The sequence below is a fragment of the Flavobacterium lipolyticum genome (assembly GCF_020905335.1).
Taxonomy (GTDB): Bacteria; Bacteroidota; Bacteroidia; order Flavobacteriales; family Flavobacteriaceae; genus Flavobacterium; species Flavobacterium lipolyticum.
Genome location: NZ_JAJJMN010000001.1, coordinates 1,161,160 through 1,184,022, shown reverse-complemented (window position 1 = coordinate 1,184,022; position 22,863 = coordinate 1,161,160). Strand labels below are relative to the sequence as shown.

20 protein-coding genes are annotated in these 22,863 nt (G+C 34.3%); 19 read left to right on the top strand and 1 reads right to left on the bottom strand.

Translation table 11 applies throughout. From position 1 onward, the window contains the following. Window positions 1-57: 57 nt before the first annotated feature. The 8 genes from rpsD (at window position 58) to ctlX (ending at window position 8,393) form a co-directional block, all read left to right on the top strand. Complete coding sequence (gene rpsD, locus LNQ34_RS05290; protein WP_008464326.1) at window positions 58-663, top strand: 30S ribosomal protein S4; 606 nt, start codon at window positions 58-60, stop codon at window positions 661-663. A gap of 21 nt (window positions 664-684) precedes the next feature. Continuing rightward, a complete protein-coding gene (locus LNQ34_RS05285; protein ID WP_026109818.1) occupies window positions 685-1,677 on the top strand; it encodes a DNA-directed RNA polymerase subunit alpha in 993 nt (330 codons plus the stop codon). A 36-nt stretch (window positions 1,678-1,713) separates the two neighbouring features. After that, window positions 1,714-2,202, top strand: a complete 489-nt coding sequence (gene rplQ / locus LNQ34_RS05280; RefSeq protein WP_202701683.1) for a 50S ribosomal protein L17 — start codon at window positions 1,714-1,716, stop codon at window positions 2,200-2,202. Between the two features lie 249 nt (window positions 2,203-2,451). Then, complete coding sequence (carA, locus tag LNQ34_RS05275; RefSeq protein WP_017495006.1) at window positions 2,452-3,570, top strand: glutamine-hydrolyzing carbamoyl-phosphate synthase small subunit; 1,119 nt, start codon at window positions 2,452-2,454, stop codon at window positions 3,568-3,570. A 102-nt stretch (window positions 3,571-3,672) separates the two neighbouring features. After that, window positions 3,673-4,965 (top strand): phosphopyruvate hydratase, encoded by a 1,293-nt coding sequence (eno, locus tag LNQ34_RS05270; protein WP_017495005.1) that lies wholly within the window; start codon window positions 3,673-3,675, stop codon window positions 4,963-4,965. A gap of 158 nt (window positions 4,966-5,123) precedes the next feature. Then, window positions 5,124-6,401 (top strand): citrate synthase, encoded by a 1,278-nt coding sequence (locus LNQ34_RS05265; RefSeq protein ID WP_017495004.1) that lies wholly within the window; start codon window positions 5,124-5,126, stop codon window positions 6,399-6,401. 66 nt (window positions 6,402-6,467) lie between these two features. Next, on the top strand, window positions 6,468-7,382 hold the full coding sequence (locus tag LNQ34_RS05260; protein ID WP_202701679.1) for a dimethylarginine dimethylaminohydrolase family protein: 915 nt from the start codon (window positions 6,468-6,470) through the stop codon (window positions 7,380-7,382). 75 nt (window positions 7,383-7,457) lie between these two features. After that, on the top strand, window positions 7,458-8,393 hold the full coding sequence (ctlX, locus tag LNQ34_RS05255) for a citrulline utilization hydrolase CtlX (protein ID WP_229998897.1): 936 nt from the start codon (window positions 7,458-7,460) through the stop codon (window positions 8,391-8,393). A 76-nt stretch (window positions 8,394-8,469) separates the two neighbouring features. On the opposite strand, the gene LNQ34_RS05250 is transcribed toward ctlX, so the two are convergent. Further along, window positions 8,470-9,099 carry a MarC family protein gene (locus LNQ34_RS05250; RefSeq protein WP_173967247.1) on the bottom strand — a complete coding sequence of 210 codons (630 nt, stop codon included), beginning with the start codon at window positions 9,097-9,099 and terminating at the stop codon, window positions 8,470-8,472. A 152-nt stretch (window positions 9,100-9,251) separates the two neighbouring features. Here LNQ34_RS05250 and LNQ34_RS05245 point away from each other — a divergent pair, with 152 nt between their 5' ends. The 11 genes from LNQ34_RS05245 (at window position 9,252) to LNQ34_RS05195 (ending at window position 22,856) form a co-directional block, all read left to right on the top strand. Continuing rightward, complete coding sequence (locus tag LNQ34_RS05245; RefSeq protein WP_202701675.1) at window positions 9,252-9,617, top strand: CoA-binding protein; 366 nt, start codon at window positions 9,252-9,254, stop codon at window positions 9,615-9,617. 85 nt (window positions 9,618-9,702) lie between these two features. Continuing rightward, the gene (gene recR / locus LNQ34_RS05240) at window positions 9,703-10,323 is read left to right on the top strand and encodes a recombination mediator RecR (protein ID WP_202701673.1); all 621 of its coding nucleotides are present in this window, start codon (window positions 9,703-9,705) and stop codon (window positions 10,321-10,323) included. A gap of 70 nt (window positions 10,324-10,393) precedes the next feature. After that, on the top strand, window positions 10,394-11,188 hold the full coding sequence (locus LNQ34_RS05235; protein ID WP_202701671.1) for a polysaccharide biosynthesis/export family protein: 795 nt from the start codon (window positions 10,394-10,396) through the stop codon (window positions 11,186-11,188). Between the two features lie 15 nt (window positions 11,189-11,203). Next, a complete protein-coding gene (locus LNQ34_RS05230) occupies window positions 11,204-13,645 on the top strand; it encodes a polysaccharide biosynthesis tyrosine autokinase (protein WP_229998896.1) in 2,442 nt (813 codons plus the stop codon). Between the two features lie 10 nt (window positions 13,646-13,655). Then, complete coding sequence (locus tag LNQ34_RS05225) at window positions 13,656-14,639, top strand: SDR family oxidoreductase (RefSeq protein ID WP_229998895.1); 984 nt, start codon at window positions 13,656-13,658, stop codon at window positions 14,637-14,639. Between the two features lie 28 nt (window positions 14,640-14,667). Beyond that, window positions 14,668-16,059: a UDP-glucose 6-dehydrogenase gene (locus LNQ34_RS05220; RefSeq protein WP_229998894.1), complete on the top strand. Its 1,392-nt coding sequence runs from the start codon at window positions 14,668-14,670 to the stop codon at window positions 16,057-16,059. A gap of 82 nt (window positions 16,060-16,141) precedes the next feature. Next, window positions 16,142-16,606 carry a UpxY family transcription antiterminator gene (locus LNQ34_RS05215; RefSeq protein ID WP_229998893.1) on the top strand — a complete coding sequence of 155 codons (465 nt, stop codon included), beginning with the start codon at window positions 16,142-16,144 and terminating at the stop codon, window positions 16,604-16,606. A 269-nt stretch (window positions 16,607-16,875) separates the two neighbouring features. After that, complete coding sequence (locus LNQ34_RS05210) at window positions 16,876-18,189, top strand: nucleotide sugar dehydrogenase (RefSeq protein WP_229998892.1); 1,314 nt, start codon at window positions 16,876-16,878, stop codon at window positions 18,187-18,189. Between the two features lie 31 nt (window positions 18,190-18,220). Continuing rightward, on the top strand, window positions 18,221-19,228 hold the full coding sequence (locus tag LNQ34_RS05205) for a mannose-1-phosphate guanylyltransferase (protein WP_229998891.1): 1,008 nt from the start codon (window positions 18,221-18,223) through the stop codon (window positions 19,226-19,228). Window positions 19,229-19,240: 12 nt separating this feature from the next. Next, window positions 19,241-20,287, top strand: a complete 1,047-nt coding sequence (gene rfbB, locus LNQ34_RS05200) for a dTDP-glucose 4,6-dehydratase (protein WP_229998890.1) — start codon at window positions 19,241-19,243, stop codon at window positions 20,285-20,287. Between the two features lie 49 nt (window positions 20,288-20,336). Then, entirely contained in the window at window positions 20,337-22,856 is a 2,520-nt protein-coding gene (locus tag LNQ34_RS05195) for an SLBB domain-containing protein (protein WP_229998889.1), read from the top strand. Window positions 22,857-22,863: the final 7 nt, after the last annotated feature.

The following is a 22,863-nucleotide window of genomic DNA, read 5'->3' as shown; positions in this document are numbered from 1 at the left end:
TAGATTATCGAAGGATTAGACCTGAATTCATAATCTCTACCTTAAATTTTTTTTAAAATGGCAAGATATACTGGTCCTAAAACCAAAATCGCTCGTAAATTTGGCGAAGCAATCTTCGGAGATGATAAATCATTCGAAAAAAGAAATTACCCACCTGGACAACACGGGATGGCTAAAAAAAGAGGAAAAAAATCTGAGTACGCTGTTCAGTTAATGGAAAAGCAAAAAGCTAAATATTCTTACGGAATTTTAGAAAAACAATTCAGAAATTTATTCGAAAAAGCATCAGCAACTAAAGGAGTAACTGGTGAAGTTTTATTACAATTATGTGAAGCAAGATTAGATAATGTTGTTTTTAGAATGGGAATTGCCCCATCTAGAAGAGGTGCGCGTCAAATCGTATCTCACAGACACATTACTGTTAATGGTGAAGTTGTAAATATTCCTTCTTACCACCTTAAGCCTGGTGATAAAGTAGCAGTTCGTGAAAAATCTAAATCTTTAGAAGCTATCGAACGTTCTTTGTCAAATTCAAGTCATGTTTATGAATGGATTACTTGGAACAATGATCTTAAAGAAGGAACTTTCGTTTCTGTGCCTGCAAGACTACAAATTCCAGAAAACATTAAAGAACAATTAATCGTAGAGTTGTACAACAAATAATAATTGACTTAGTCGAAATTTATGGCAATATTTAATTTTCAAAAGCCCGATAAAGTTATCATGATCGATTCAACCGATTTTGAAGGTAAATTTGAATTTAGACCTTTAGAACCTGGTTACGGATTGACAGTTGGTAATGCACTTAGAAGAGTTTTGCTTTCAGCATTAGAAGGTTATGCAATTACATCTGTTCGTATCGAAGGTGTAGATCATGAGTTTTCTACTATTTCAGGTGTTGTTGAAGATGTTACCGAAATTATCCTTAATCTAAAGCAAGTGCGTTTCAAACGTCAAATTGAAGATATCGATAATGAAGCAGTTACAATTTCTGTTTCCGGTAAAGATCAATTGACAGCAGGTGATTTTCAAAAATTTATTTCAGGTTTTCAAGTTTTGAATCCAGACCTTGTTATCTGTAATTTAGATTCTAAAATCAAATTGAACTTCGATTTAACAATCGAAAAAGGTAGAGGATATGTTCCTGCTGAGGAGAACAAAAAACAGAATGCTGCAATTGGAACTATTTTTACAGATTCTATTTTTACTCCGGTAAAAAATGTAAAATATGCAATTGAAAACTTCCGTGTTGAGCAAAAGACAGATTATGAAAAATTAGTTTTTGAAATTAAAACTGATGGTTCTATTAATCCTAAAGATGCTCTTACTGAAGCTGCTAAAGTTTTAATTCACCACTTCATGTTGTTCTCTGACGAAAGAATTACACTCGAGGCTGACGAAATTGCACAAACAGAATCGTATGATGAAGAGTCATTGCATATGAGACAATTGCTTAAAACTAAGCTTGTTGATATGGATTTATCTGTGAGAGCATTAAATTGCTTGAAAGCGGCTGAAGTTGATACACTTGGTGATTTAGTATCGTTCAATAAAAATGACCTAATGAAATTCCGTAATTTTGGTAAAAAATCTTTAACTGAACTTGATGAACTTGTTGCAGTGAAGAATTTAACTTTCGGAATGGATTTAGCTAAATACAAATTAGATAAAGAATAATTCAATCCGCTACGGCGGGTTAAATTTAAAATAGCAATGAGACACGGAAAAAAATTCAATCACTTAAGCAGACAGACTGGACATAGAAAAGCTATGTTGGCTAATATGGCTTGTTCTCTTATCGAGCACAAACGTATTAACACTACTGTTGCTAAAGCTAAAGCGCTTAAACAATTCGTTGAGCCTTTAATTACAAAATCGAAAGAAGATACGACTCACAACCGTCGTATTGTTTTTGCTTACTTACGTAGCAAATATGCGGTAACTGACTTGTTCAGAGACGTAGCTGCTAAAGTTGGTGACCGTCCAGGAGGATACACTCGTATCATTAAAGTTGGAAATCGTTTGGGAGATAATGCTGATATGGCAATGATCGAACTTGTAGATTTCAATGAACTTTACAATGGAGGTAAAAAAGAAGTTAAAAAAGCAAAAAGCCGTCGTGGTGGTAAAGCTAAAAAAGCTGAAGGTACTCCTGAAGCTCCAGCAGCTGAAGCAGAAACGACTACTGAAGCTTCTGAATAATTATGAAAGTAATGATTCTATAGAAATCAAGGATAAACTAATTTTTAGTTTATCCTTTTTTTTTGATTTTTTTGGAGTGAAATTAAAATTTAACTTATCTGACTTTTTAGGTTTTATTTTTATAGAGGAAAGTTTTAAAAAATCTTGGAGGCACTCTTTTAAAGAAGTAAATTTGCAAAATATCTAATTACAATTGAAAAACCTATCGGGGATTTCATGAAACAATTAAAAAACAATACAAATTAAAGAATGAAATACACAACACGACAAAGCGCCATTTTATTACTTAGTGATGGGACTATTTTTCACGGAAAATCTATCGGAATTAGCGGTAAGACTTTTGGTGAAGTTTGTTTTAATACGGGAATGACCGGATACCAGGAGATTTTTACAGACCCTTCTTATTTTGGTCAAATAATGGTAGCGACTAATACTCATATTGGAAATTATGGTGTTAATGATTCTGAAGTTGAATCAGAAAGCATCAAAATTGCCGGTTTGGTTTGTAAAAATTTTAGCTTTAATTATTCCAGAGAAGATGCTTCCGGAAGTCTGGAAGATTATTTTACGAAACAAAACTTAATTTGTATTTCTGATGTTGATACCAGAGCTCTTGTAAGTTATATTCGTGACAATGGGGCTATGAATGCTGTTATTTGTACCGATGGTACTTCGATTGAAGATTTGAAAAAAGAATTGGCAAATGTGCCTAACATGGAAGGTTTGGAGTTGGCATCAAAAGTTTCAACTACTGAACCTTATTTTTTTGGTGATGAAAATGCTACCTACAAAATATCTGCTTTAGATCTTGGGATAAAAAAGAATATCTTAAGAAATCTGGCTAAAAGAGATTGTTATATTAAAGTGTATCCATACAACTCAACGTATAAAGATTTGGCAGAATTTAATCCGGATGGATACTTTTTGTCTAATGGTCCCGGAGATCCGGATCCGCTTTTTGGAGCTATTGAAGTGGCAAAAGAAATTTTAGCAAATGATAAACCGCTGTTTGGGATTTGTTTAGGACATCAGGTAATTGCTTTGGCAAATGGTGTTCAAACGTATAAGATGTTTAATGGTCATCGTGGAATTAATCATCCTGTGAAAAATTTAATTACAGGTAAAGGTGAAATAACTTCTCAAAATCACGGTTTCGCTGTAAACAAAGAGCAGTTGGATAATCACCCTGAATTGGAGATCACACATCTGCATTTAAATGACGAAACGGTTGCAGGGATGCGTATGAAGAATAAGAATTGTTTTTCAGTACAATACCACCCTGAAGCAAGTCCGGGACCACATGATTCCTCCTATTTGTTCGATCAGTTTGTTGAGAATATAAAAGAAGCTGCTGCTAAAACGATGTAGTTAATAAATAAAGACGTTTATTGGTTAGAATACGTTTTTACTATTAAATATTTTTATAATTTCGAAAAAAAAATATAATTTATTAATAAAAAAATAAAAATAATGAGTATTATAATTAAAGTTCACGCTAGACAAATTCTTGATTCCAGAGGTAATCCTACTATTGAAGTTGATGTAGTAACTGAAAATGGTGTTTTAGGTAGAGCAGCTGTTCCATCTGGAGCATCAACGGGAGAGCATGAAGCTGTTGAATTACGTGACGGAGGTAAAGCTTATCTTGGAAAAGGAGTTTTAAATGCAGTGAACAATGTAAATACTGTTATTGCTGAAGAATTAGTTGGTACTTCTGTTTTCGAACAAAATACAATTGACCAGTTAATGATTGACTTGGATGGAACTCCAAACAAATCTAAATTAGGAGCTAATGCTATTTTAGGAGTTTCTTTAGCTGCTGCAAAAGCTGCTGCTAACGAATTAGGGTTACCATTGTACAGATATGTTGGTGGAGTTTCTGCTAACACTTTGCCAGTACCAATGATGAACATCATCAACGGAGGTTCTCACTCTGATGCGCCTATCGCATTTCAGGAGTTTATGATTTTCCCTGTAAAAGCAACTTCTTTTACACATGCTATGCAAATGGGAACTGAAATCTTCCATAGCTTGAAAAAAGTATTACACGATAGAGGTTTAAGTACCGCTGTAGGTGATGAAGGAGGTTTTGCGCCAAACTTGGCCGGAGGTACTGAAGATGCTTTGGATACTATCAAATTGGCAGTTGAAAAGGCTGGATATTCTTTCGGTGATGAAATTATGATTGCACTTGACTGTGCTGCTTCTGAGTTTTATGTAAACGGAAAATACGATTACACTAAATTTGAAGGAGAAACCGGAAAAATCAGAACTTCAGAAGAGCAAGCGGATTATTTAGCTGAATTGGCTGCTAAATATCCAATTATCTCTATCGAAGACGGTATGTATGAAGACGACTGGAATGGATGGAAATACTTAACCGATAAAATTGGAGATAAAGTTCAGTTAGTAGGTGACGATTTGTTCGTAACTAACGTAGCTCGTTTGTCTACAGGAATTGAAAAAGGAATTGCTAATTCAATTTTAGTAAAAGTAAACCAAATTGGTACTTTGACAGAAACTATTGCTGCTGTGAACATGGCTAAAAATGCAGGATATACTTCAGTAATGTCTCACCGTTCAGGAGAAACAGAAGATAATACAATTGCTGACTTAGCAGTTGCTTTAAACTGTGGGCAAATTAAAACAGGTTCAGCTTCACGTTCTGATCGTATGGCAAAATACAACCAATTGTTAAGAATCGAGGAAGAATTAGGAAGTACAGCTTATTTTCCTGGCTTAAATGCTTTTAAAATTAAATAATTGTAAGAGTTATATATATTCAATTTAAACCATCCGCCACGGCGGATGGTTTTTTTTTGGAGTTTTAACAAATTCATAGCAGGATTCTTTTTTTAATTAGTCTTAAATTCATTAGATTTGATAAATTATTATTTTATAAGATTTATTTCCGATATATTATGTCAAAAATAGCTACATTAGAAGTAGATGGTCAAAAAATTGAACTTCCGGTAATCACGGGGAGTGAAAATGAATCAGCTATCGATATTAACAAATTACGTGATTTAACTGGTATTATTACTTTAGACCCGGGATACAAAAACTCTGGTTCTTGTAAGAGTGAAATCACCTTCTTAGATGGAGAATTAGGGATTTTGCGTTACAGAGGATATTCAATTGAAGATTTGGCTGAAAAAGCAAGTTTCTTAGAAGTGTCTTACCTTTTAATTTTTGGGGAATTACCAACTGCTAAGGAATTAGAGCAATTTGAAAATGGTATTAAAAAGCATACTTTGGTAAACGAAGAAATGAAAAATATCATTGACGGTTTTCCAAAAACAGCTCACCCAATGGGCGTTTTGTCTGCTTTGACTAGTGCTTTAACGGCATTCAACCCAAAAGCAGTAAATGTTGAAAATGAAAAAGAGATGTACGAGGCCATTTGTAAAACAATGGGTAAATTTCTTGTAATTGCAACATGGACTTATAGAAAATCTATGGGGTACCCGTTGAATTATTACGATAATACAACTGGTTACGTAGAGAATTTTATGCAGTTAATGTTTAAACTGCCTACAGGACCATACTCTGCAAATCCAATTGTAATTGATGCATTAGACAAACTATTTATTCTTCATGCTGATCACGAACAGAATTGTTCTACTTCAACAGTAAGAATGGTGGGTTCTTCTCATGCCGGTTTATTTGCTTCTATTTCCGCAGGTGTTTCTGCGCTTTGGGGACCTTTACACGGTGGTGCAAATCAGGCTGTACTTGAAATGTTGGAGGAAATCAACAAAGATGGTGGAGATACGGATAAATTTTTAGCAAAAGCTAAAGACAAAAATGATCCATTCCGTTTAATGGGATTTGGTCATAGAGTTTACAAAAGCTTCGATCCTAGAGCGAAAATAATCAAAAAAGCGGCTAAAGAAGTATTAGATACATTAGGTGTTGAAGATCCTATTTTAGAAATCGCTAAAAAATTAGAGTCAGCAGCTCTTGAAGACGAATACTTCAAATCAAGAAATTTATATCCTAATGTTGATTTCTACTCTGGAATTATCTACAGAGCATTAGGAATACCAACAGATATGTTTACTGTAATGTTTGCTATTGGAAGACTACCAGGCTGGATTGCGCAATGGAAAGAAATGCGTGAAAACAAAGAGCCAATTGGCCGTCCAAGACAAGTTTATACTGGACATCCATTGAGAGACTTTAAGTCAAACAAATAAAAAAAAATTAAAGCTTCACTTAACCTGTGAAGCTTTTTTTATCTTTGCCCAAAATACAATATAGTTATGTTGCAATTAAATATAAAGAACGAAACGTCTAGACTGCGGGCAGTAGTTTTGGGTTCTGCAGTTCATAATGGGCCAACTCCATCTTTAGAGGAAGCTTATGATCCTAAATCATTGGAACATATTAAAGCCGGGACTTATCCAATCGAAAAAGATATGATTGTCGAAATGGATGCTTTTAATGCTGTTTTTCAAAAATATGATGTAAAAGTATATCGTCCGGAAATGATTGAGAGTTACAATCAGATTTTTGCCCGTGATATAGGTTTTGTGATAGATGATACTTTTGTGAAATCTAATATTCTGCCAGACAGAGAACGTGAGTTGGATGCAATTCAATACGTAATCGACCAGATGGATCCGTTAAAAGTAGTTCGTCCACCGGAGGAAGTTCATATTGAAGGTGGAGATGTAATGTTGTGGAATGATCATGTGTTTATTGGAACTTATAAAGGAAGTGATTATAAAGATTACATTACGGCAAGAACTAATATGCATGGTGTTGAATATTTAAGAAAAATGTTCCCGAATAAAATTGTCAAAGAATTTGATTTGGTAAAATCTAAATTAGAAGCTCGTGACAATGCCTTACACCTTGACTGCTGTTTTCAGCCTGTTGGAAAAGATAAAGGAATTATCTACAAGAGAGGCTTCCGTGAAGAAGCAGATTATTTGTATCTGGTGAATCTTTTTGGAAAAGAAAATTTGTTTCATATCGAAAGAGACGAAATGTATAATATGTTTTCAAACGTATTTTCGATCGACGATAATGTTGTAGTTTCCGAAAAGAATTTTACCCGTCTGAACAATTGGCTGCGTGCTAATGGTTTTATGGTAGAGGAAATTCCATATGCAGAAATTGCAAAGCAGGAGGGATTGTTGAGATGTTCCACTTTACCATTAATAAGAGACTAAAAAAGTTTTAAGTTTCAGGTTTCACGTTCCGCTAACATGAAACCTGAAACTTGAAATGAAAAAAAAACATATAAAATGAAACAAACTACAAATGCGATCGTAATGATTCGGCCAGTAGCTTTCAGAATGAATGAGCAAACGGCAGTAAATAATTATTATCAAAAAGTATTAGACGGACTTTTACCAAGTACGGTAAATGCAAAAGCACAACAGGAATTCGATTCTTTTGTTGAGAAACTCAGAGCAGTTGGAGTTGATGTCACTGTTATTGAAGATACTTTAGAAACCGATACCCCGGATAGTATTTTTCCAAATAACTGGATTTCATTTCATGAAAATGGAGATGTGGCACTGTATCCGATGTTTGCAGAGAATCGTCGTCAGGAGCGCCGTGAAGATATTTTAGATACGCTTGAAGAGAAAGGCTTTGAGATCTCAAATATAGTTGACTATACATCGGCAGAAGAAGATGGCTATTTTTTAGAAGGAACCGGAAGTCTGCTTTTGGATAGAGCAAATGCAAAAGCGTACTGCGCTTTGTCTCCTCGTGCAGATGAAGAGCTGTTTATCGAATTTTGTGAAGATTTTGATTATGCCCCGGTTATTTTTGAAGCTTTTCAAACGGTTGACGGAGAACGTAAATTGATTTATCATACGAATGTAATGATGTGTCTGGGTGAAACATTCGCTGTTATCTGTGCAGATAGTATCGATGATAAAAAAGAACGTAAAATGGTTCTTGAAAATCTAAAAGCGGATAAAAAGGAAGTTATTCTAATCACCGAAGCACAGGTAAATAATTTTGCCGGAAATATGCTGGAAGTTCGAGGTACAAATGATAAGAGATATATTGTAATGAGTGCATCGGCACATCAGAGTCTGACCCCGAAACAAATTGCACAATTAGAAAATCATGCGGAAATTTTAAGTTCCAGTTTGGATACTATCGAAGCTTGTGGAGGTGGAAGTGCCCGCTGTATGATGGCTGAAGTATTTTTGCCAAGAAGCTAAATAGGTTTTTAAATATAAAAAAAGGGGATAAAACTATGTTTTATCCCCTTTTTTTATAGATGTATGTTGATCGTGTTTACATCAGGTTTCCTTTAACAATATTGATGATGGAGCTAACGATATATTGAATTCCAATTGAAATTACAATAAAACCGACAATTCTGGAAATAGCTACGATTCCTGAAGCACCAAGTATACGCGCTAAATAATGAGCACTTTTAAGGATTGCAAAAATTGTAAATGCAATTGCCAGGATAGCGGAACATGAAATTATAATTTCGTTTATTCCGTGGTGTTCCTGATAAAAAGCAATTAATAGAGACATTGATCCCGGTCCTGCGAGCATTGGTATTGCCAAAGGCGTTAAAGCGATGTCGTTTCTTTGTTGTGCGTCCGTTTCGATTTTTTTATTGATTCCTCGTTTTTTATTGAATTTTCCTGAAAGTAAAGAAAAACCGGAATTTACAATTACGATTCCCCCCGCAATTCTTAAAGCATCAATGCTTATTCCAAAAAAAGTCAAAACATACTGACCGATAAAATAGGAGACCAATAAAATGATTCCAACATTAATAGCGGTCCAAAGTGAAATTCGGGAACGTTCTTTTTGAGAATCGTGTTGTGTCAGTCCAACAAAAATAGGCACGGTGCCGATAGGGTTTAATACTGAAAACAGTGCGGCAAATAAATAAATGAATAAATCCATAGAGTTTAGGTTAGTGCCGTAAAAATAGACATTTTTTAAAACTTCGAGCTAAGATCATGTAAGGATATTGTTTTTTACTGCTTTTAATTCTAAAAAGATAACCTAAAATAAGCTCATTCTTTTTGATTACTTTTGCAGTATATTTAAAAATAATGAGAAATAAGAAAACACTTGTTCTTGGTGCTACTACAAAACCGGAACGTTACGCTTTTAAAGCTATAAATATGCTGGTTGAAAAAGGACATACTGTATTGGCAATTGGTCAGAACAAAGGCGAAGTTGCCGGCGTGAAGATTCATACAAAAACAATTCCGGTAAAAAATATTGATACTGTTACGTTGTATTTAAATCCTGCCCGTCAGCGCGAATATTACAATTATATTATAGAAGCACAGCCTAAAAGAGTTGTTTTTAATCCAGGGGCTGAGAATCCGGAATTTTATCAATTGTTAGAATTAAATAATATCAAGGCAGAAGTGGCCTGTACTTTAGTTTTATTGGCTACAAATCAGTATTAAGTTTTTTGTTTTTGACCTCAGAAAATTGAGGAGTTCATTTTTAATCGGATCAGAAAAGAAACATTAATGTATTACTTTTGTCGTCATGGAATTTTCATCAAAATTAATAGAAAAAGCAGTAAGTGAAATGTCGCAATTGCCCGGAATTGGTAAACGTACGGCGTTGCGATTAGTGCTGCATTTGTTAAAACAGCCTAAAGAACAAACCGGTTTTTTATCTCAGGCTCTATTGAATATGCGTGAGAATATTAAATTTTGTCAAAATTGTCATAACATCTCAGATACCAAAGTCTGCGAAATTTGTGCTAACTCATCAAGAAACCATCAAACGATTTGTGTTGTCGAGGATATTCGTGACGTTATGGCGATTGAAAACACAGGTCAGTATAAAGGAATTTATCATGTACTTGGAGGGAAAATTTCTCCAATTGAAGGAGTTGGCCCCAGTCAATTGAATGTTTCAAGTCTGGTCGAAAAAGTAAAGGCAGGAAAGGTGGTGGAAATTATTTTTGCACTCAGCTCTACAATGGAAGGGGATACCACTAATTTTTACATCTATAAACAAATTGCCGAATCGGAAATCATAATTTCTACCATTGCAAGAGGAATTTCGGTGGGAGATGAATTGGAATATGCGGATGAAATCACCCTTGGTCGAAGTATTTTACATCGGGTTCCATTCGAAAAAACTTTCAAAAACAATTAAATAAACCCAAATAACGCTTAGATTTTCTGAAGATTAAAGGAAAAGCTATATTTGCGATAAAATTTTACTAATGACAAAAAAAGGCTTTTATATCCTGCTATTGATTAGCATACTATTTACATCTTGTATTCCTGTTAAAGACATGGTTTATTTACAGGATAAAAATAATTCCGGAGAGCAGAAAAATATTGCTGCTGTGGAGTCTAAGCCTTACAGGCTACAGGTAAACGATGTTTTGAGTATTGATATAAAAGCAATTGATCCTAAGTTAGTTTCGATTTTTAATACTACGGAGAGTGCTTCTTCGGGAACAGGAAAATCGGAATCAGGGTTATATTTTAATGGATTTACGGTTGACGATCATGGTAATATCAGAATGCCGGTTTTAGGAGAAATTAATGTTATTGGGTATACCCTTGAAGAGATTCGTGTTCGAATTGAAAAAAAACTACTGGAAGAATATTTTAAAAGTGAAGCGAATATTTTTGTTACGGTAAAATTGGCTGGTTTTAGATATACCATAAATGGAGAAGTAGGTAGTACCGGAACTAAAACGCTGTTTCAGGAACATGTAAATATTATGGAAGCTATTGCAAATGCTGGAGATATCTCCATTACAGGTAATAGAAAAGCGGTAACTGTAATTCGTCAAACTCCAACAGGTGTTCAGATGCAGGATATCGATTTGACGGATATAAATGTGATGAAATCGCCTTATTTTTATTTACAGCCTAACGATTATATTTATGTAAAACCAGTTAAGCAAAAATCTTGGGGAACTGGAAAAACGGGGATAGAATCTATTACTACAATTATTACGGTTTTGTCTTTGGCGACAACGGTATATTTGTTGCTTAAAAACTAAAATTAAATTCAAAAGATGTTAGATATTAAAGATTTTTCCATTTTTGAAAATCATTCAAATTTTGATTTTAAGGGATTCTTACTGAAAATCGCCAGTTACTGGAAATTGTTTTTAGTCAGTCTGATAATAGCTTTTGCTATTGCTTATCAGGTAAACATTCGTAAAGAAAAAATTTACGGAATGCAGACTATGGTTTCAATTAAGGAAGAACGAAATCCTTTTTTTACCTCCAATACAAGTTTAGTTTTTAATTGGGGTGGTGTTTCAGATCAGGTAAACGGAATCACAACTGTTATACAATCAAGATCACACAACGAGCTGGTTGTGGATAAATTACAGTTTTATATTGATTATCTTGTTCAGGGAAAATATAATTTAGTTGATGCTTACGGTGCGGTTCCTTTTTACGTGAAAATTGACAAAACAAAAGCGCAGCTCGCTAATACATTAATTGGTATTAAGTTTTTGAGTCCAACTGAATATGAAATTCGAATTCCATTTGAAAGTAATTCAGTTTCATTAATTACGTATTCCAATAAGAGCTATAGTAATACAACCGTTCAGCCTAAAGAGTATGTGAGAAGGTGTAAAGCTGGAGAACAAGTCACGCTTCCTTTTTTAAACTGGAATTTACAGATAAATGATAATCCGGGATTTTATACTGGAAATGAGTATTTTGTTAGATTTAATGATTTTGACGGAACAGTATCGGGTTATAGAGGTGTGAGTGTCAACGCTGATGAAAAAGGAGGATCAATATTGACTCTGGGGATGCAAGGTACCAATAAAGCCAGGATGGTTGAATATTTGAATTCGACAGTAAAAATGTTAATCAAAATTCAGCTGGACGGAAAAAATCAGTTTGCAACAAATACTATTCGATTTATTGATAGTACTCTTATTGCTATGGAAACGCAATTGAAGCAAACAGGTAATGAGTTGAAATCGTTTAGAAAAGATAAAAATATTTACGAAATTGAAGCTGGAGGAGCTAAGGTTTCGGATAAAATAATGGATTTTGATGTTGAAAAAGATCAGGTCACAAGAAAAATTGCGTATTATAATTCTTTAAAATCGTATTTAAATAATAGCAACGACTATTCAAGACTACCGGCTCCTACAGTAGCAGGGATTGAAGATCCAAATGTTGTTGTGAATGTGTCGAAACTTATTGCGCTATCTACACAAAGATCAGAAATGGCTTACGCCGTAAAAAGCGATAAGATTTTCAAGGATTTTGATAATCAAATGCAGGCTATAAAAAGTGTTTTATTAGAAAATATAGCTTCTGCGAAAGGATCGTTACTGACAGATTTGGCTATGGTAAATGCAAAAATAGGTCAGGCAGAAAGTACTGTAAAAAAACTTCCGGAAGAACAACAGGAGTTGCTGAAAATTCAAAGAAAATATGACTTAAGTGACAATATTTATACTGAATTTTTGAAAAAAAGAAACGAAGCTGAGATCGTAAAAGCATCCAATTTGTCGGACATTCATTTTATTGATCCTGCAAAAGATATCGGAGGAGGATTAATTGGCCCGAAAACTTCTGTAAACTACGTATTGGCATTGTTTTTAGGGATGTTAATTCCTTTGCTGTTTGTTTTTGGAATTTTCTTTATCAACAACTCGATCCAGAATACTGAAGATATTAGTAAATTGACACAAATACCGTTAATTGGTATCATCGGAGTAAATAAAGATTCGTTAAGTTTGGCGGTATTAGACAAGCCAAAATCGGCATTATCGGAAGCATTTAGAGCTATACGTTCCTCTTTACAGTTTTTATACAAGAAACAGCAGGTGAGTGGTTCGAAAACTCTTATGATTACGTCGTCAATAAGTGGTGAAGGAAAGACATTTTGCTCCATAAATATTGCTACAGTATTTGCTTTAAGCGAAAAGAAAACGGTAATTCTTGGTTTGGATTTAAGAAAACCGAGATTGGCAGATGAGTTCAATTTGAAAAATCAAATCGGTGTTGTGAATTACCTCATAAAGCAAAATAGTTTAGAAGAAATTACACACCATACAGGAGTTCCAAATCTTGATGTTATACTTTCGGGGCCAATTCCGCCAAATCCCTCAGAGTTAATTTTGAGTGATGTGATGAGAGAGATGATCCTAGAGCTGAAGCAAAAATATGATTATATTATTCTGGATACACCTCCGGTTGGGTTAGTTTCGGATGCGTTAGAACTTGCACAGTTTGCAGATGTAACTCTTTATATAGTAAGGCAAAATTATACCAAAAAGGATATGATTACATTGCTAAATACCAGAGTTAAAAGAGGGGAACTGAATAATGCCAGCATTGTGTTAAATGGTTATGAGAATAAGGCAAAATATGGAGCGGCTTATGGATACGGTTACGGAGCTTATGCAAACGGTTATCACGATGAAGAGAAAAAACATAGTGTTTGGAAGACGATTTTGAGTAAATTCAATAAAAAATAAGTGGAAGCAAATGAGTACATCAAAACAACATACAATTTTGATTACAGGTGGAGCTGGATTTATCGGATCAAATTTATCGGAATATTTTTTAGGACTTGGGTATAAAGTGGTTTGTCTGGATAATTTTTCGACAGGTCATCGTCATAATTTAAAGGATTTTATTTCAAATTCAAATTTTAGATTAATTGAAGGAGATATTCGAAATTTTGCCGATTGTGTGTCAGCTGTTGAAGGCGCTGATTATGTTTTACATCAGGCCGCTTTAGGTTCTGTTCCAAGATCAATTAATGATCCTATTACGACAAACGATGTGAATGTTTCCGGTTTTTTAAATATGCTGACCGCTTCTCGTGATGCCAAAGTTAAAAGGTTTATTTATGCAGCAAGTTCTTCAACTTATGGGGATTCTCAGGGATTACCGAAAGTTGAGGATGTAATAGGAAAGCCTTTGTCTCCATATGCCATTACAAAATATGTAAACGAACTCTATGCCGAGATTTTTAGTAAAACTTATGGGTTAGAGACTATCGGATTGCGATATTTTAATGTTTTTGGCAGAAAGCAGGATCCTAATGGAGCTTATGCTGCTGTAATTCCGAAGTTTGTTATGCAGTTAATGAAATATGAAAGTCCTGTGATTAATGGGGATGGAAATTATTCAAGAGATTTTACTTACATAGACAATGTAATTCAGATGAATGAATTGGCTATGACGAGTCAGAATCCGGAAGCCATAAATACAGTTTATAATACCGCTTTTGGTGATCGAAACACTTTAAATGATTTAGTAGGTTATTTAAAGGAGTACTTAGTAGCATTTGATTCTAAAATTTCTGACGTGGAAATAGTTTATGGGGCAAATCGTCCAGGAGATATTCCACATTCATTAGCAAGTATTGATAAAGCAAGAAAAATGCTGGGATATGATCCTAAATATTCTTTACAGGAAGGATTGAAGGAAGCTGTGGGCTGGTATTGGAAGAATTTGAAATAAATTAAAGATCAAGATAATAGTATAGTAAATGAAAATTACAAAAATTTGTTGCATTGGTGCTGGTTATGTTGGAGGTCCAACTATGGCGGTAATTGCTCAAAAATGCCCACATATTCAAGTGACTGTTGTCGATTTGAACGAACAAAGAATTATAGACTGGAATGACCCAAATACGGATAATATTCCGATTTATGAACCTGGGCTTTCGGAAATAGTAGCGGAGGCCAGAGGAAGGAATTTGTTTTTTTCGACAGAAGTTGAAAAAGCAATTGATGAGGCTCAGGTGATTTTTATTTCAGTAAATACACCAACCAAGACTTATGGTAAGGGAAAAGGGATGGCAGCCGATTTAAAATACATTGAATTATGCGCCCGACAAATTGCAAAAGTAGCCAAGGAAAACAAAATTGTTGTTGAGAAGTCAACTTTGCCAGTACGTACAGCGGAAGCTATTAAAAGCATTTTGGATAATACAGGAAATGGAGTTCAGTTTCAAATTTTATCGAATCCTGAATTCCTGGCTGAAGGGACTGCGGTTACTGATTTGTTGAATCCGGATCGAATTTTAATAGGTGGAGATACAACACCAGAAGGTGAAGAAGCAATTAAAGCATTGGTTGATGTTTACGCAAACTGGGTAGACAAAGAAAAAATTTTGACGACTAATGTGTGGTCGTCAGAATTATCAAAATTAACGGCAAATGCATTTTTGGCGCAACGTATCTCGTCTATAAATGCAATGTCAGAATTGTGTGAAAAAACAGGTGCTGATGTTAATGAAGTTGCCCGTGCCATTGGAATGGATAGTAGAATTGGACCAAAATTCTTAAAAGCATCAGTTGGTTTTGGAGGTTCTTGCTTTCAAAAAGACATTCTTAATTTAGTGTATATTGCAAAATCTTACGGATTAAATGAAGTAGCAGATTATTGGGAACAAGTAATTATAATGAACGATCATCAGAAGAAAAGATTCTCAAGTAAGATTGTTCAGACTTTATACAATACTGTAGCCGATAAGAAAATTGCATTTTTAGGTTGGGCTTTCAAAAAAGACACCAATGATACAAGAGAATCTGCAGCAATTTATGTTGCGGATGATTTGATTAATGAACAGGCAAGGATCTCAGTTTACGATCCGAAAGTTTCAAAGACTAAGATATTAAATGATCTAAATTATTTAGAGACGAGGTCAGTGGAAGAGAACAATCTGGCAGTTTCAACCTTTGCTAGCGCTTACGACGCATGTAAAGATGCTCATGCAATTGCTATTTTAACAGAATGGGACGAGTTTACAACATACGATTGGCAAAAGATATACGATTCTATGCATAAGCCGGCCTTCCTTTTCGATGGTAGAAATATCTTGGATGCAAAAAAACTAGAATCAATTGGTTTTATTTATAATGGGATTGGTTCCTAATTGAAAAAGATATTGAAGTGAAATTCAATAGAAAATAGGAAAGTGAGGATGTTGGAGATTTTATTCATTGTAAAGGAAAATTATGAATTGGTATGTTGTTTATACAAAACCGAAATGGGAGAAGAAAGTTGCGGATAGACTGATTCAAATGGGGATTGAATGTTATTGCCCATTAATTACGAAAGTGAAAGATTGGTCAGACAGAAAGAAGAAAGTTGAAGTTCCCCTTTTTAATTCTTATGTATTCGTTCAATTGAAAGATATTGATCGAAATTCAGTTTTCCAGATAGCAGGGGTAGTCCGTTATTTGTTTTGGTTGGGGAAACCGGCCATAGTTCGCAATGAAGAAATTAATAGTATAAAAGCAAGTCTGAGAGCTCCAAATATAAGCGATATATCAGTGACTTCAATTCAGAGCGGAGACCGAATTAAAATAGAATCCGGAGCTTTTAGTAATCAGGAAGCGATAGTTCAGGAAGTTTCAAATACACATTATATATTGGTTTTAGAATCTTTGGGATGTGTGCTTAAAATAAAATACAAATAAATTAGTTATAGTTTAATTATTTTAGTTAAAACAGAGGGTAAAATTCTTTAATTTGAGATTTTATTTCTCTGTTTTTTTTATAATGTAATTTTTTGCAAGCTGATTGATAGAGGATTGTTGGATTAAGTTTTTTTTAATAGTCCGTTTTTTTGGGTATTACGGGAAAGCGTATTGATTAACTTGACTTAATATACTATATTTGCCGAAAATAATTATAGGGTGTCTGTGTCAAAATATTGTGACTCAGAAGGGCGGAGCCGTGAATTGAAATGACTGAAGTGGATAAAAAAGAATACAAATTGGATGAAAACATAAAAATAGCGGTTATTGGCTTAGGTTATGTTGGTTTACCTTTGGCCAGATTATTTGCTACAAAATATGCCGTTGTAGGCTTTGATATCAATAAAGGACGAGTTGCTTCTCTGAAATCAGGTACAGATACTACATTGGAAATAGATGATGAAACCTTGCAGAAGGTTTTGATCAATAATTCTGATGACCGACAAGGGTTGTACTGTACAACTTCTGTAGAAGATATCGCAGATTGTAATTATTTCGTGATAACAGTTCCTACTCCGGTAGATAAAAATAATCGTCCTGATTTGACTCCATTATACAAATCTAGTGAAACAGTTGGGAAAGTATTAAAAAGGGGTGATATTGTTATTTACGAATCGACTGTATATCCCGGTGTAACAGAGGAAGAGTGTGTGCCGGTTTTAGAAAAGATTTCCGGTTTAAAATTTAACGAAGACTTTTTTGCAGGATACTCGCCTGAGAGAATAAACCCTGGTGATAAGGAACATACTGTTGAGAAAATTCTAAAGGTAACCTCAGGGTCTACTGTGGAGATCGGTCAAAAAGTAGATGCTCTTTATAAATCGGTAATTACTGCCGGAACACATTTGGCACCTTCAATAAAAGTAGCGGAGGCCGCTAAAGTGATAGAGAATTCACAACGAGATATTAACATTGCCTTTGTAAACGAGTTAGCCAAGATATTCAATCTGATGGATATTGATACTCAGGAAGTATTGGCAGCAGCTTCCACAAAATGGAATTTTTTACCCTTCAAACCCGGATTGGTTGGAGGACACTGCATTGGTGTAGATCCTTACTATCTGGCACAGAGAGCTCAAGAATTTGGATATCATCCTGAAATAATTTTGGCAGGACGACGTTTAAATGACAGTATGGGGGAATATGTGGCTGCTCAGGTGGTAAAACTGATGATAAAAAAAGGAATTTCTGTTAATGGAGCTAATCTGTTAATGCTTGGAATTACTTTCAAAGAAAACTGCCCGGATGTCAGAAATACAAAGATTGTTGATGTAATCAAAGCATTAAAAGAATACGGAATAACAGTCACATTATATGATCCTTTAGCCAGTATAGAGGAAGTTAAAAAAGAATACAAATTACAAACTATTAATTCTGTACCAAAAGAAAAATTCGATGCTGTTGTACTTGGAGTAGCACATGCTGAATTTTTAAAACTGGATTTTTCAGAGTTGCAGAAAGAAAATAGTTTATTATACGATGTAAAAGGAGTCTTAGGTACTTTAGCTGATAACAGGCTATAGTAAAAAAGGCTTTTTTTATTTTTTTAAAAAAATGGAAGTAAATAATTCGATCATACATGTTATTTTGACCGGAGGTATTGGGAGCAGACTTTGGCCATTATCCAGAAAAAGTCAACCCAAGCAATATTTGGAAATGTTTGAAGGAAAGTCTTTATTTGAATTGACAGTCGATCGCAACAATCATTTAGCTGATAAAGTAATGGTTGTTGGCAATGTAGACAATCATTCTCTTAGTGCCAAAGTAATGGATAAGTCTAAAAGAGAGTATGTTAATATTGTTGAAGCGACTCCTCGAAATACAGCCGCGGCGATTGCATTTGCTGCATTTGCTTGTGATCCTGATGATATTTTAATTGTAACCCCGTCTGATCATATTATTGAAAAGATGGAAGATTACAATAAAGCGATAGATGAAGCTATTGTAAAGGCTAAAGAAGGTTTTATAGTAACTTTTGGGATTATTCCAACTAAACCGGAAACAGGATATGGTTACATTGAATCAAAAGGCGATAAAGTAGTTTCATTTCGTGAAAAACCAAATGAAACCACTGCTAAAAATTTCATCGCAAGAGGTAATTTTCTATGGAATAGTGGTATGTTTTGTTTTAAAGCTGGAGTTCTTTTAGAGGAATTGAAACAATTTCAACCGGACGTTTTTGAGAAATCTAAAGCTGTTTGGCAAGCTAATAACGAGGGCTTTTTAGATTTAGATTTGTCTTTAGAAATCCCATCCATAAGTATCGATTATGCTGTTATGGAACGCAGTAAGAAAATAAAAGTTGTTCCTGCAGCGTTTTCATGGTCGGATCTGGGATCATTTGAATCCGTTTACGACTATTTAGTGTCAAGAGGACATTCTATCGATGATAATGGGAACATGATTATTGGTACCGAAAAATATACCGCATTCTTAGGATTAAAAAACACCATTTTTGTCTATACAGATACTGCCAATTTAATTCTGCAAAAAGAGAATTCGCAAGATGTAAAAGACTTATATGGTGAGCTGGAAAGGCAAAATTCAGAATTATTAAATTAATTAGAAAGTAAAATGAAGAAGATTCTTATAACTGGCGGTGCCGGTTTTATTGGTTCACACGTAGTAAGACGTTTTGTAAATAAATATCCAGAGTATCAAATCTTTAACTTAGATGCATTGACTTATGCGGGAAATCTTGAAAACATTAAAGATATTGAGGATAAGTCTAATTATACCTTTGTAAAAGGAGATATTGTGGATGAAACTTTTATAAATGAACTTTTTTCAGAACATAATTTTGACGGCGTTTTGCATTTGGCTGCAGAATCTCATGTCGATCGTTCTATTGAAGATCCCTTAGCTTTCGTTAAAACGAATGTGATAGGGACAATGAATTTACTAAACGCGGCGAAGAATCAATGGAAAGGGAATTTCGAAGGAAAACGTTTTTATCATATCAGCACTGACGAGGTTTACGGCTCACTTGGAGCTGAGGGACTTTTTACAGAAACAACTTCTTACGATCCTAATTCTCCTTATTCTGCTTCTAAGGCAAGTTCAGATCACTTTGTGAGAGCTTATGGAGAGACTTATGGTTTACCTTATGTGTTGACAAATTGTTCCAACAATTATGGCTCTTATCATTTCCCAGAGAAATTGATACCTCTTTTTATTAATAATATTATAAATAACAAAGCTTTACCAGTTTATGGTGATGGTAATTATACACGTGATTGGTTATTTGTTGAAGACCATGCTATTGCTATCGATTTAGTTTTTCACGAAGGTAAAAATCATGAAACTTATAATATTGGAGGTTTTAATGAGTGGAAAAATATAGATTTGGTTAAACTATTATGCCAGATTATGGATCAGAAACTAAGTAGACCTGAAGGAACTTCACAGGGATTAATTACTTATGTAAAAGACAGACCGGGACATGATTTGCGTTATGCCATAGATGCATCAAAAATTAATAAAGAATTGGGATGGAAACCCTCAGTTACTTTTGAAGAAGGCTTAGAAAAGACAATTAATTGGTATTTGAATAATGGAGAATGGTTACAGAATGTGACTTCTGGTTCTTATAAAGATTATTACCATAAACAATATTCATAAAATGAACATTTCGTTTCAACCAAACTTAAGGTTAAATTTTAACTCAAATATGAAAAAGATAATATACGTTCTTGCTTTGTTTTTTATTTTGCTAGCGTCTTTTAATGCAAATGCTCAGGATCTAATAAAGTCGAAAGATTTAAGTACCATAAAAGTAGATTATTTATCGGATGACGAAATCGGTAAGATTGTTGCTCAGTTAAAAAGCAATAATGCAAACATTAACGATGTTCAGTCTATGGCTTTGTCAAAAGGAATGGCTCAAAGTGAATTCGATAAATTAAGAACACGAGTAACAGAGTACGAGAAAAAAAACGGTAAAGACAAAGATAAGAACTCGAAAGATAAGGATAAAAAGAAAGACGATAAGTCAAAAGAGTTTGATAAAGATTCTGAGTTTGGAAGAAAACAAGAGAAGATTAAAAATGAAAAAATAAAAGATTCATTAAATGCTTTGATTTTTGGATCCGAATTGTTCGATAATCCAACTTTAAATTTTGAGCCGGATTTGAAAATGGCGACACCTGTAAACTATATTTTAGGACCAGGTGATAAGTTAGAAGTTAGTATATATGGTATTCAACAGTTTGATGATACTGTTCCGGTTAATTTTGAAGGTAAAATTGCCATTCAAAATGTTGGACAAATAGCAGTAGCCGGAATGTCAATCGAAGCTGCTTCACAAAGAATAAAAGCTGCAGTAGCAAGAGTTTATAGTACGGTTCGATCCGGACAATCTCAGGTTAGTGTTAGTTTAGGTGATATTAGAACAATTAAAGTAACAATTGTTGGAGGGAAACAACCAGGTAACTACTCTGTTTCGTCTCTTGCCTCTGTATATAATGCACTTCATTTAGCAGGGGGGCCAGGTAAGAATGGTAGTTATAGAAATATTGAATTGATTAGAAATAACAGAGTCTATAAGAATGTTGATATCTATAAGTTTCTGGTAAAAGGCGATCAGTCTGATAACGTTAGTTTAAAAGACAATGATGTTATTAGAATTCCTGCTTATACGCAAAGAGTGACAGTTGAAGGAGAGGTGAAACGACCTGGTATTTTCGAGATGAAAAAAGGAGAAAAGTTTTCTGATCTTTTGAGTTTTGCATCAGGATTCAATGAGTTTGCTTATACTGCTTCAGTAAATGTACTTCAGAAAACAGGAAAGGAATTTAAAGTTCATGATATCAACGAAAGTGAATATGGCTCCTATGTTCCGCAATCAGGAGATGTTTTTAAAGTGACAAAGATCTTGAACCGATTCGAAAATCGTATTAAAATTGAAGGAGCTGTTTTCAGACCAGATTATTACTCTTATAGTGAAGGAATGAGAGTCTCAGATCTTATTACCAGAGCTGAAGGACTTAAGGAAGATGCTTATAGCAAAAGAGCAAGGATTATTCGTTTGAAGACCGATTTAACAACTGAAATTGTTAATGTGGATTTAAGTGCTGCTTTATCTGGAGATTTAAATGCTGATTTGGAGCTTAGAAGAGAAGATATTGTTACAGTGTATTCTATTTTAGAGTTTAGAGAGGAGTATAAAGTAACAATTGACGGAGAAGTTAAAAATCCCGGCGAATACGAGTATTTTGAAAATCTAACTTTAAATGATCTTGTAGTACAAGTTGGTGGTTTGACTGGATCGGCATCAAAAAGAGTGGAAATAGCCAGAATGGTAAAATCTGATGTAATCGATGATGCTGACCCAAAAAAAATTGAATTGGTTGAGCTTGAAATTACCGCTGATAACAACGAGCAGATCAAAAATTTTGTATTAAAGCCTTTTGATGTGATCAACATAAGAAGAATGGCAGTTTACGAAAAACCTGAAATGGTTAAGGTAAGTGGAGCTGTTACCTATCCGGGTAAATATGTTTTGGCAAATAAAAAAGAAACTGTTTATAATGTTGTGATGAGAGCAGGAGGTTTAACATCTATTGCGAACCTGGATGGTATGAAAATAAAAAGGCCAATAAAGCAAGAACAAATTGAACAATTAGAAACTGTAAATCTTAATTTGGATAAAAAACTGACTGCGGAAGAAGAAGCGCTGAAACCAAAACAGGAAGGTCTGAATGCAAAAGAAAAAGACACACTTAGTTCTAAACTATCTAAAAAACTCAGAGACGAGTTAAAATTTGCAACTATTCCTGTGAATTGGGAAAAGATTGTAAAAGATAAAAATCACTATTCAAACGTTACTTTGTTTCCTGGCGATGAAATTGAGGTGTCAGTTTATAATGAAGGAGTAAAAGTAACGGGGAATGTATTGTTAACTTCCGAAATTCCGTATAGAAGTGGTAAAGGATTTAAATATTACATAAACTCTGTAGGAGGTGTGGATAGCAAAGGATGGAAGAGAAAAGCTTATATTATTTATCCAAACGGTAAGGCTTCTGTAACGACATCATTTTTGTTTTTTAGATCTTATCCTAGAGTGGAGCCTGATTCGCAAATTGTAGTCCCTGAAAAACCCCAGGGCAAAAGAATGACGGCTGGAGAGTGGGCTGGTCTTGGTACGGCCTTTGCTAGTTTGGCATTATTAATTGTTACTGCTTTTAAATAATTTTTTT

Bases quoted from the DNA above. Each gene is read 5' to 3' on its own strand.
- LNQ34_RS05235 (WP_202701671.1), top strand. From the start codon at position 10,394: ATGACAAAAAAAGGCTTTTATATCCTGCTATTGATTAGCATACTATTT.
- LNQ34_RS05265 (WP_017495004.1), top strand. From the start codon at position 5,124: ATGTCAAAAATAGCTACATTAGAAGTAGATGGTCAAAAAATTGAACTT.
- LNQ34_RS05260 (WP_202701679.1), top strand. From the start codon at position 6,468: ATGTTGCAATTAAATATAAAGAACGAAACGTCTAGACTGCGGGCAGTA.
- LNQ34_RS05225 (WP_229998895.1), top strand. From the start codon at position 13,656: ATGAGTACATCAAAACAACATACAATTTTGATTACAGGTGGAGCTGGA.
- LNQ34_RS05205 (WP_229998891.1), top strand. From the start codon at position 18,221: ATGGAAGTAAATAATTCGATCATACATGTTATTTTGACCGGAGGTATT.
- LNQ34_RS05285 (WP_026109818.1), top strand. From the start codon at position 685: ATGGCAATATTTAATTTTCAAAAGCCCGATAAAGTTATCATGATCGAT.
- LNQ34_RS05245 (WP_202701675.1), top strand. From the start codon at position 9,252: ATGAGAAATAAGAAAACACTTGTTCTTGGTGCTACTACAAAACCGGAA.
- rfbB (WP_229998890.1), top strand. From the start codon at position 19,241: ATGAAGAAGATTCTTATAACTGGCGGTGCCGGTTTTATTGGTTCACAC.
- eno (WP_017495005.1), top strand. From the start codon at position 3,673: ATGAGTATTATAATTAAAGTTCACGCTAGACAAATTCTTGATTCCAGA.
- LNQ34_RS05195 (WP_229998889.1), top strand. From the start codon at position 20,337: ATGAAAAAGATAATATACGTTCTTGCTTTGTTTTTTATTTTGCTAGCG.
- rpsD (WP_008464326.1), top strand. From the start codon at position 58: ATGGCAAGATATACTGGTCCTAAAACCAAAATCGCTCGTAAATTTGGC.
- carA (WP_017495006.1), top strand. From the start codon at position 2,452: ATGAAATACACAACACGACAAAGCGCCATTTTATTACTTAGTGATGGG.
- rplQ (WP_202701683.1), top strand. From the start codon at position 1,714: ATGAGACACGGAAAAAAATTCAATCACTTAAGCAGACAGACTGGACAT.
- LNQ34_RS05250 (WP_173967247.1), bottom strand. From the start codon at position 9,099: ATGGATTTATTCATTTATTTATTTGCCGCACTGTTTTCAGTATTAAAC.
- LNQ34_RS05220 (WP_229998894.1), top strand. From the start codon at position 14,668: ATGAAAATTACAAAAATTTGTTGCATTGGTGCTGGTTATGTTGGAGGT.
- LNQ34_RS05210 (WP_229998892.1), top strand. From the start codon at position 16,876: ATGACTGAAGTGGATAAAAAAGAATACAAATTGGATGAAAACATAAAA.
- LNQ34_RS05215 (WP_229998893.1), top strand. From the start codon at position 16,142: ATGAATTGGTATGTTGTTTATACAAAACCGAAATGGGAGAAGAAAGTT.
- ctlX (WP_229998897.1), top strand. From the start codon at position 7,458: ATGAAACAAACTACAAATGCGATCGTAATGATTCGGCCAGTAGCTTTC.
- LNQ34_RS05230 (WP_229998896.1), top strand. From the start codon at position 11,204: ATGTTAGATATTAAAGATTTTTCCATTTTTGAAAATCATTCAAATTTT.
- recR (WP_202701673.1), top strand. From the start codon at position 9,703: ATGGAATTTTCATCAAAATTAATAGAAAAAGCAGTAAGTGAAATGTCG.